The 7,157-nt window shown below is 72.2% G+C and carries 8 protein-coding genes; all 8 read right to left on the bottom strand.

Going from position 1 to position 7,157, the window contains the following annotated elements; all coding sequences use genetic code 11:
* Window positions 1-99: 99 nt before the first annotated feature.
* The 8 genes from BIU90_RS02425 to BIU90_RS02390 all read right to left on the bottom strand — a co-directional run bounded on the left by BIU90_RS02425 (window position 100) and on the right by BIU90_RS02390 (window position 7,157).
* Window positions 100-2,394 (bottom strand): FdhF/YdeP family oxidoreductase, encoded by a 2,295-nt coding sequence (locus BIU90_RS02425; protein ID WP_071298632.1) that lies wholly within the window; start codon window positions 2,392-2,394, stop codon window positions 100-102.
* Window positions 2,391-3,278 carry a formate dehydrogenase accessory sulfurtransferase FdhD gene (fdhD, locus tag BIU90_RS02420; protein ID WP_071298631.1) on the bottom strand — a complete coding sequence of 296 codons (888 nt, stop codon included), beginning with the start codon at window positions 3,276-3,278 and terminating at the stop codon, window positions 2,391-2,393. Before fdhD ends, BIU90_RS02425 begins: the two co-directional genes overlap by 4 nt.
* Before the next feature lie 115 nt (window positions 3,279-3,393).
* Window positions 3,394-4,608 (bottom strand): molybdopterin molybdotransferase MoeA, encoded by a 1,215-nt coding sequence (locus BIU90_RS02415; RefSeq protein WP_083403620.1) that lies wholly within the window; start codon window positions 4,606-4,608, stop codon window positions 3,394-3,396.
* Window positions 4,605-4,880: a DUF6457 domain-containing protein gene (locus BIU90_RS02410; RefSeq protein ID WP_071298630.1), complete on the bottom strand. Its 276-nt coding sequence runs from the start codon at window positions 4,878-4,880 to the stop codon at window positions 4,605-4,607. The genes BIU90_RS02415 and BIU90_RS02410 overlap by 4 nt, the downstream gene beginning before the upstream one ends.
* A 4-nt stretch (window positions 4,881-4,884) precedes the next feature.
* Entirely contained in the window at window positions 4,885-5,484 is a 600-nt protein-coding gene (locus tag BIU90_RS02405) for a molybdenum cofactor guanylyltransferase (RefSeq protein ID WP_071298629.1), read from the bottom strand.
* A gap of 10 nt (window positions 5,485-5,494) precedes the next feature.
* Window positions 5,495-6,055, bottom strand: coding sequence for a hypothetical protein (locus tag BIU90_RS02400; RefSeq protein WP_071298628.1), 561 nt, complete (start codon window positions 6,053-6,055; stop codon window positions 5,495-5,497).
* A 65-nt stretch (window positions 6,056-6,120) separates the two neighbouring features.
* Window positions 6,121-6,549, bottom strand: a complete 429-nt coding sequence (locus BIU90_RS02395; RefSeq protein WP_083403619.1) for a hypothetical protein — start codon at window positions 6,547-6,549, stop codon at window positions 6,121-6,123.
* Window positions 6,546-7,157, bottom strand: coding sequence for a nucleotidyltransferase family protein (locus BIU90_RS02390; RefSeq protein ID WP_071298627.1), 612 nt, complete (start codon window positions 7,155-7,157; stop codon window positions 6,546-6,548). The genes BIU90_RS02395 and BIU90_RS02390 overlap by 4 nt, the downstream gene beginning before the upstream one ends.

Raw genomic sequence — 7,157 nt, 5'->3', positions numbered from 1 at the left:
CCACCGCCGGTCTCCACCGCGAAAGCGACAGTTCTCTGCCGACAGACGACGCAGGACTGTCGCTTTCGCGAAGAGGACGGGCGGGGACGGGCGGGACCGCTAGACCACCGTCGGTGTCAGCCGGACCGGCACCGCCTTCGACACCGGGGTGTTGCTGCCGATCGCCGCGCTGTCGAGCGGGACGAGCACGTTCGCCTCGGGGAAGTACGCCGCGGCGCACCCGCGCGCACTCGGGTACGCGACGACCCGCCAGTCACGCAGCACCCGCTCGACGTCGTCGTGCCAGACCGTCGTGACGTCGACCCGGTCGCCGTCCGTCAGCCCGAGTTCGGTGAGGTCCTCCGGGTTGACGAACACCACGTGCCGCCCCTTCTTGATGCCGCGGTACCGGTCGTTCAGGCTGTAGATCGTGGTGTTGTACTGGTCGTGCGAGCGCAGGGTCTGCAGCAGCAGCGTGCCCTCGGGGCGCTCCACGTGCTCGAGTTCATTGACCGTGATCATCGCCTTGCCGGTCTTCGTGGCGAAGGTCCGTGAGTCACGCGGGCCGTTCGGCAGGACGAAGCCCTCCTTGCTGCCGGCGCGGGCGGAGTAGTCCTCGAAGCCCGGCACCACGCGGCTGATGTGGTCGCGGATGACGTCGTAGTCGCCGCGCATCCCGGCCCAGTCGATCGGCACGCGGTCGCCGAGGGTGGCGCGGGCGAGCTCGCAGACGATGGCGACCTCGGACAGCAGCCCGGGCGCGACCGGCGGCACCTGCCCGTGGCTGCCGTGCACGGAGCAGACGGTGTCCTCGACCGAGACGAACTGCGGTCCCGACGCCTGCACGTCGATCTCGGTGCGGCCCATGGTCGGCAGGATGAGCGCTTCGTCCCCGACGACGGCGTGCGAGCGGTTCAGCTTGGTCGACACCTGCACGGTCATCTCGGTCCCGCGGAAGGCGGCCTCGGCGAGCTGACTGTCGGAGATCGCAGCGACGAGGTTGCCGCCCATGCCCATCCAGAACTTGACCTCGCCGCGCTGCATCGCCTGGATGCCCTTGAGCGCGTCGACGCCGTGCTCGCGCGGCGGTTCGAAGTGGAACTCCTTGCCGAGCGCGTCGAGGAAGCTGTCCGGCATCTGCTCCCAGATGCCCATCGTGCGGTCGCCCTGCACGTTGCTGTGCCCGCGGATCGGGGACGCGCCGGCACCCGGGCGGCCGATGTTGCCGCGCAGCAGGAGCAGGTTGATGATCTCCTTGATCGTGTCGACGGCCTTGGTGTGCTGGGTGATGCCCATCGCCCACGTGATGATGGTGCGGTTCGACTTGAGGTAGCGGGCGGCGACCTCGTCGATCTCCGCGATCGTCAGGCCGGTGGCGCGCACGACCTCGTCGTCGTCGACCTGCAGGACGTGCTCGACGAACGCGTCGTAGCCGCTGGTGTGCTCGGCGATGAACGCGTGGTCGACGACCGTGCCCGGGGCCTGCTGCTCGGCGAGGACCACGCGCTTCGAGATGGCCTGCAGCAGCGCCATGTCGCCACCGAGCCGGATCTGCAGGAACTGGTCGGCGATCTCGGTGCCGTGCCCGACGACGCCCTTGACCTTCTGCGGGTTCTTGTAGCGCCGCAGCCCGGCCTCGGGCAGCGGGTTCACGGCGACGATCTGGGCGCCCTGCTGCTTGGCGTCCTCGAGCGCGGTGAGCATGCGGGGGTGGTTCGTCCCCGGGTTCTGGCCCATCACGATGATGAGCTCGGTCTCCTCGAAGTCGTCGTAGGCGATGGTGGACTTGCCGATGCCGACGGTCTCGGCCATCGCCAGGCTGGTGGACTCGTGGCACATGTTCGAGCAGTCGGGCAGGTTGTTCGTGCCGAACGCCCGGACGAACAGCTGGTAGACGAAGGCGGCCTCGTTCGAGGTGCGACCCGACGTGTAGAACGACGCCTGGTCGGGGCTGTCGAGCCCGTTGAGCTTCGCCGCGATCCGCTCGAAGGCCTGCTCCCAGGTCACGGGCTGGTAGTGGTCCGCCCCTGCCGGCTTCCAGACCGGTTCGGTCAGACGCCCCTGCATGCCGAGCCAGTACTCGGTCTTGTCGGCGAGGTCGTCGACGGAGTGCTCGGCCCAGAACGTCCGGGGCACCAGGACCGGGGTGGCCTCCCAGACCACGGCCTTCCCGCCGTTCTCACAGAACTCGGCTGTCTTGCGCTTGTCCGGGTCCGGCCAGGCGCAGCTCATGCAGTCGAAGCCGCCCTTCTGGTTGAGCGACAGCATGAGCTTGGCGGTGCGGGCCAGCCCGAGCTGCTCGATCGCGGGGCCCATCGAGTGCAGGACCCCGGGGACGCCGGCCGCCCACTCCTTGGGTTCGCCGACGGTCATCTCGGCGTCGGTCACGTCCTGGACGGGGGGCTTCTCGGTCATCGTGCGCTCACCGTCTCGGTCGGGGTGTGGACTGTGTCGTCCGTGGGCTGGTCGGGTTCGCGGATGCGGTCGGGCCGGCTGTAGACGACCATGCTCTGCCCGCGCAGGAACCCGACGATGGTGATGCCGACCTCGGACGCCAGGTCGACCGCGAGCGATGACGGCGCGGACACGGCGGCCAGCACCGGGATGCCGGCCATCGACGCCTTCTGCGTCAGCTCGAAACTCGCGCGGCCCGACACCATGAGCACCATGCCGCTCAGGGGCAGCAGGTCCTCCTTCACCGCCCACCCGACGACCTTGTCGACGGCGTTGTGGCGACCGACGTCCTCGCGCAGGACGAGCATCCGACCAGTGCGGCCGTCGAACAGCGCGGCAGCGTGCAGTCCGCCGGTCTTCTCGAACACGGCCTGGGCTGCCCGCAGGTCGTCGGGGAAGCCGGCCAGCAGTGCCGGGTCGAGCACCAGGTCGTCGTGCAGGACGGCGTGCTGGGACTTCGTGCGGACCGCGTCGATGCTCGCCTTGCCGCACAGCCCGCACGAGCTCGTCGTGTAGAACGCGCGCTCCAGGCTCGGGTCGGGCGCGGGGACGCCCGGCGCGAGGGCGACGTCGAGCACGTTGTACGTGTTGAGGCCCTCGTCCGTGGCACCGGCGCAGTACCGGGCGGCCTGGAACTCGTCGCCCGAGGCGATGACCCCCTCGGAGACCAGGAACCCCGCCGCGAGGTCGAAGTCGTTGCCGGGCGTGCGCATCGTGATCGCCAGCGCGCTGCCGCCCACCCGGATCTCGAGCGGTTCCTCGACGGCCAGGACGTCGTCCCGCACCGCCCTGGACGTCCCCACGGTGACGCGGGTGACACGCTTGCGCGCGGTGATCCGGTTCATGGGTCGGGTCTACCACCACCCCCGGACGAGACCAAGGGTGCAACGCGCTTCCGGGCCAGGGTTGCGAGGGTCCTCAGCCCACCGACAGGCCCGACGCCGAGGGGCGGGCCCGACGTCACGACGGACCGGACCCCCAGGGCAGCCCCAGCGCCGGGACGTCCTCACCGGCGCGCGCTCCCCCGCTCGGCACGAGCAGCAGCCCCTCCGCATCGGCCAGCCCGCGCAGCATCGCCGAGCTCTGGTGGCTCGCCGGGACGACGGCGAACCCAGGCCCGACGCCGACCCCAGCGCGGCCCTCGGCACGTCGGTACGCCAGCACCAGGGCGCCCCCGCGGTCGTTCGGCACGTCGACGGCGAGCCGCACGGTCGCGGTCGCGGGCATCGGTCGGCCGAGCAACCCGGCGACCAGGGGGCCGCCGAGCAGGACCAGGCCGACCATCGCGGCCATCGGGTTGCCCGGCAGGCACAGGTACAGCGTGTCGTCCCGCTGCGCGAGGAGCATCGGCCGGCCGGGACGCACGTCGACCCGGTCGAGCAGCAGGTCCGCACCGATCCCGGCGAGCGCTCCGCGGACGTGGTCGGTCGACGACCCGGCGGTGCCACCCGTGGTCACGACGAGCCGCTCAGTCCCGGCTGCGAACGCCGCGGTCGTGGCCGGACGGTCGTCGGACACCCGGACCGCCCGCTGCGGGGCCGCTCCGAGCGTCCGCAGGACCACCGGCAGCGTGTGCGTGAAGACGTCGCGGACCTGCCCGGGTCGGGGGACCCCGACGCCGACGATCTCGTCCCCGAGCACCGCGACCGCGGCCGTCGGCGCCGTCACGACCGACACGACGTCCACCCCCGACGCAGCGGCCAGGGCAGCACGCGGCGGGGTGAGGACCATCCCGGCAGCGACGAGCAGCTGCCCGCGCGCCACCTCTTCACCCGCAGGTCGGACGTGTCGCCGGGTCGAGGCGGCGTCGCGGACAAGACGTCCCGACGCGTCGACGTGCGCGTCCTCGGACCGCACGACGGCATCCGTGCCGGGCGGCACCGGTGCGCCCGTGGTGATGGGGCGGGCGTCCCCCGGCGCCAACGCGGTGGCCGACGGAGCCGCACCGGCGACGATGGCCGCACCGAGCCTCCAGGGCGGTTCCCCGGCGACGGCCCAGCCGTCCATCGCCGCACCGTCGTGACCCGGCACGTCGCCGGGGGCGTGCAGGTCGGCGGCGAGCGTCTGCCCGAGCGCGTCGGCCAGGCTGCGGTCGTGGGGCGCACCGGCGAGCGTCGTGCCGATGCGGTGGGCCTCGGCGCGTGCCGCCGCCCACGGCAGGAGGGAGCGCGTCACGACGTGGCGGAGCCGTCGGCGTCTGCGTGTGCCGCGGCGAGCCGGGTGGCGAGCTCGGCCGCGGCCCGGACGTCGGCGGGCGTTCCCCCGCGCAGTCCGGCCGCGTAGCCGACCAGGAACGTCGTGAGCGGTGCCGCCGGGCGGGCCACGCCGTGGGCCGCGTCGCGGGCCAGGTCGAGCACCAGGTCGACGTCGAGCGCGGACCGGTCCGGCAGGCCGAGCGCCTCGGCCAGTTCGGTGGTCCAGGCGGCCAGGACGTCGTCGGTGCTCATGCGCTCAGTCAAGCAGTCGGGCGGCGTCGTCGGCACTGTCGATGTCCGCGCAGAGCACCGACGGCAGTGGGACCTCGACCAGGTCGAGCGCGGCGAGCAGTCGACGCATCGACAGGTCCTCGAGTCCGCCGGACGCCTCGCGCAGGCGGCGGAGCGCCTCGGCGAGCGCCGCCGTCCGGTACAGGGCAAGCAGGGGTTGGCGGCGGCCCTCCTCGTCGACGGCGACGAGTCCGTCACGCATCGCGGTCGCGTCGACCGTGGCGAGCAGGTGGCGCACCGCCGCTTCCGGGTGCACGAGGTCGCAGGCCAGCACGAGCGTGGCCGCCGCGCCGTCGGTCAGGGCGTCGAGTCCCGCCGCCAGGGCGGCGACCGGGCCGGCGAACGGCGGGTCCTCGCGGATGCAGTGGACACCGGACGGAACGGGTCGGTCCGTCGGTCCGACGACCACGACCCGGTCCGTGCCGGCTGCGGCGGCGAGCGCGTGCTCGAGCAGGGTCACGCCGCGTGCGGCGAGTGCGGTCTTGTCGACACCACCCAGTCGGGAGGCCCGTCCCCCGGCCAGCAGGACCGCGTCGCGGGGCAGGGCGGTGGCGTCGTCGACCATGGTGCCGACCCTAGACCGGCCGGCGCAGCGCGGTGAGTGCGCCGACCACCTCGCACACGCTCGTCAGTGCGAGCAATGCCACCACCGTCGTCGCGTCGGCGCCGGCGAGGTACGACACGAAGGCGACCAGCCCGAGCACCACCCCGGTCGCGAGCCACCGCGAGTACCAGGTCCACCCGTGTCGACGCGCCGTCGTCACGAAGGCCACGGCGACGGCGACGCACCCCGACGCTCCGACGAGCGTCATCACCGGGCTGCCGTACAGGCCCTGGTCGACCGCGAAGACGAGCCCGCGCAGGCCCTGGGTCGTGGCCCCGACGGCGAACAGGGTGCGCTCCCACCAGCGGGCCAGCGGGAAGAGGTCGTGCTGCCCGTCACCGAACGCGACGATGGTGTAGAGCGCGAACTGCGCCATCGCAGCCAGGATCGCGAACGGCACCACCGGCACCCCGGCGAGGAACAGTGCGCTGACGAGGACGGACCCGCCGCCCGCGACGAGGGTCGCCCAGACGGTCAGCGGGACGACGACGTGGGCGCGCAGTGGAGGGTCATGACGCCAGGGAGCGTGCATGCGCCAAGGGTCATCTGCTCCGAGCGGGACCCTGGTCACGGCGCTCCGGTCCAGCGCATTCCGGCTCAGATCGTGTCCTCTGCCACCGCGACCAGCGCCCGCGCCGCCACACCGGCGTTGTGGACGTCGGCAGCGTCGACCGGCCGTGCGGAGTACGCCGCCCTGCTCTTGACCCGGACGAGCGCGTCGAGGTGCTTGGCGGTCGACCGGTCCGTCGCCGCCTGGAGGACGGCCACTCCGTCGTTGTGGTTCCCACCGCTGCTGTACCGTCCGGTCTTCTTCACGCAGATGGCATCAGCCGCCGCGATGCCGGCATCGACGCACAGGTCGACGAAGGACGTCGCGTACGGCGACGTCGGACTCAGCACGCCGTCGACCGAGCCGACCGTGAAGAGTGCCTCCGCTGATTCGAGGAAGCCCTTGGCCTTGACCAGTCGCCCGCGCATGAATTCGGTGTCGCCCAACGCCGTCGCGGGGCGGTTCGGGGGCGTCACCCCGCGACTCCTCGGAGTCGGGCGGCCAACCATCGTCGGTCCGCGGTGAGCGGCACACCTTCGCGGTCGATGGACACCAGCACCGGGTCGTCGGGACGGACCGCTTCGGTGTCGTAGACGATCGGGCTCACCTGGTTGCCGGTCCAGCGGTGGACCTCAGCGGTGAGGTCGAATATGCGGTCCTCCGCGACCTCTCGCCACTCTGCCTCCACCGCGAAGAACAGGTCGATGTCACTGTCGGGACGCATCTCGCCGCGCGCGGCCGATCCGAAGAGCGCTGCGTGGCGCACCGGGATCACCTCGACCGCTGCACGTAGGCGATCGAGGAACGTCGTCCGCGCACGCGCGATCTCCACCACCGCATCCGCGAGGAGGTGGTCCGCGTTGAACTGGTAGGTCCGCAGTCCGCCGGGGTCGTCGAACCGGGCGATCCCCTGCGCGACGAGCCGGTCGAGGACCTTCGCAACGCCGTTGCGAGACCTTCCACCGGGCACGAGACGCTGGACGGTCGAGATCGCGAAGGACTGCCCCGGAGCTCCGCTGAGCACCAGGAGGACATCGCCGTCAAGACCGTCGGAGACGGCAGCGAACGGGGCTTGCAGCTGCAT

This window comes from Curtobacterium sp. MCBA15_001, assembly GCF_001864835.1.
Lineage (GTDB): Bacteria > Actinomycetota > Actinomycetes > Actinomycetales > Microbacteriaceae > Curtobacterium.
This window is presented reverse-complemented; position numbering and strand designations above follow the sequence as displayed.

What these genes read in the sequence shown, in the direction of transcription:
- BIU90_RS02425 (WP_071298632.1), bottom strand. Translation starts at nt 2,394, where the DNA reads ATGACCGAGAAGCCCCCCGTCCAGGACGTGACCGACGCCGAGATGACC.
- fdhD (WP_071298631.1), bottom strand. Translation starts at nt 3,278, where the DNA reads ATGAACCGGATCACCGCGCGCAAGCGTGTCACCCGCGTCACCGTGGGG.
- BIU90_RS02410 (WP_071298630.1), bottom strand. Translation starts at nt 4,880, where the DNA reads ATGAGCACCGACGACGTCCTGGCCGCCTGGACCACCGAACTGGCCGAG.
- BIU90_RS02405 (WP_071298629.1), bottom strand. Translation starts at nt 5,484, where the DNA reads ATGGTCGACGACGCCACCGCCCTGCCCCGCGACGCGGTCCTGCTGGCC.
- BIU90_RS02400 (WP_071298628.1), bottom strand. Translation starts at nt 6,055, where the DNA reads ATGCACGCTCCCTGGCGTCATGACCCTCCACTGCGCGCCCACGTCGTC.
- BIU90_RS02390 (WP_071298627.1), bottom strand. Translation starts at nt 7,157, where the DNA reads ATGCAGCTGCAAGCCCCGTTCGCTGCCGTCTCCGACGGTCTTGACGGC.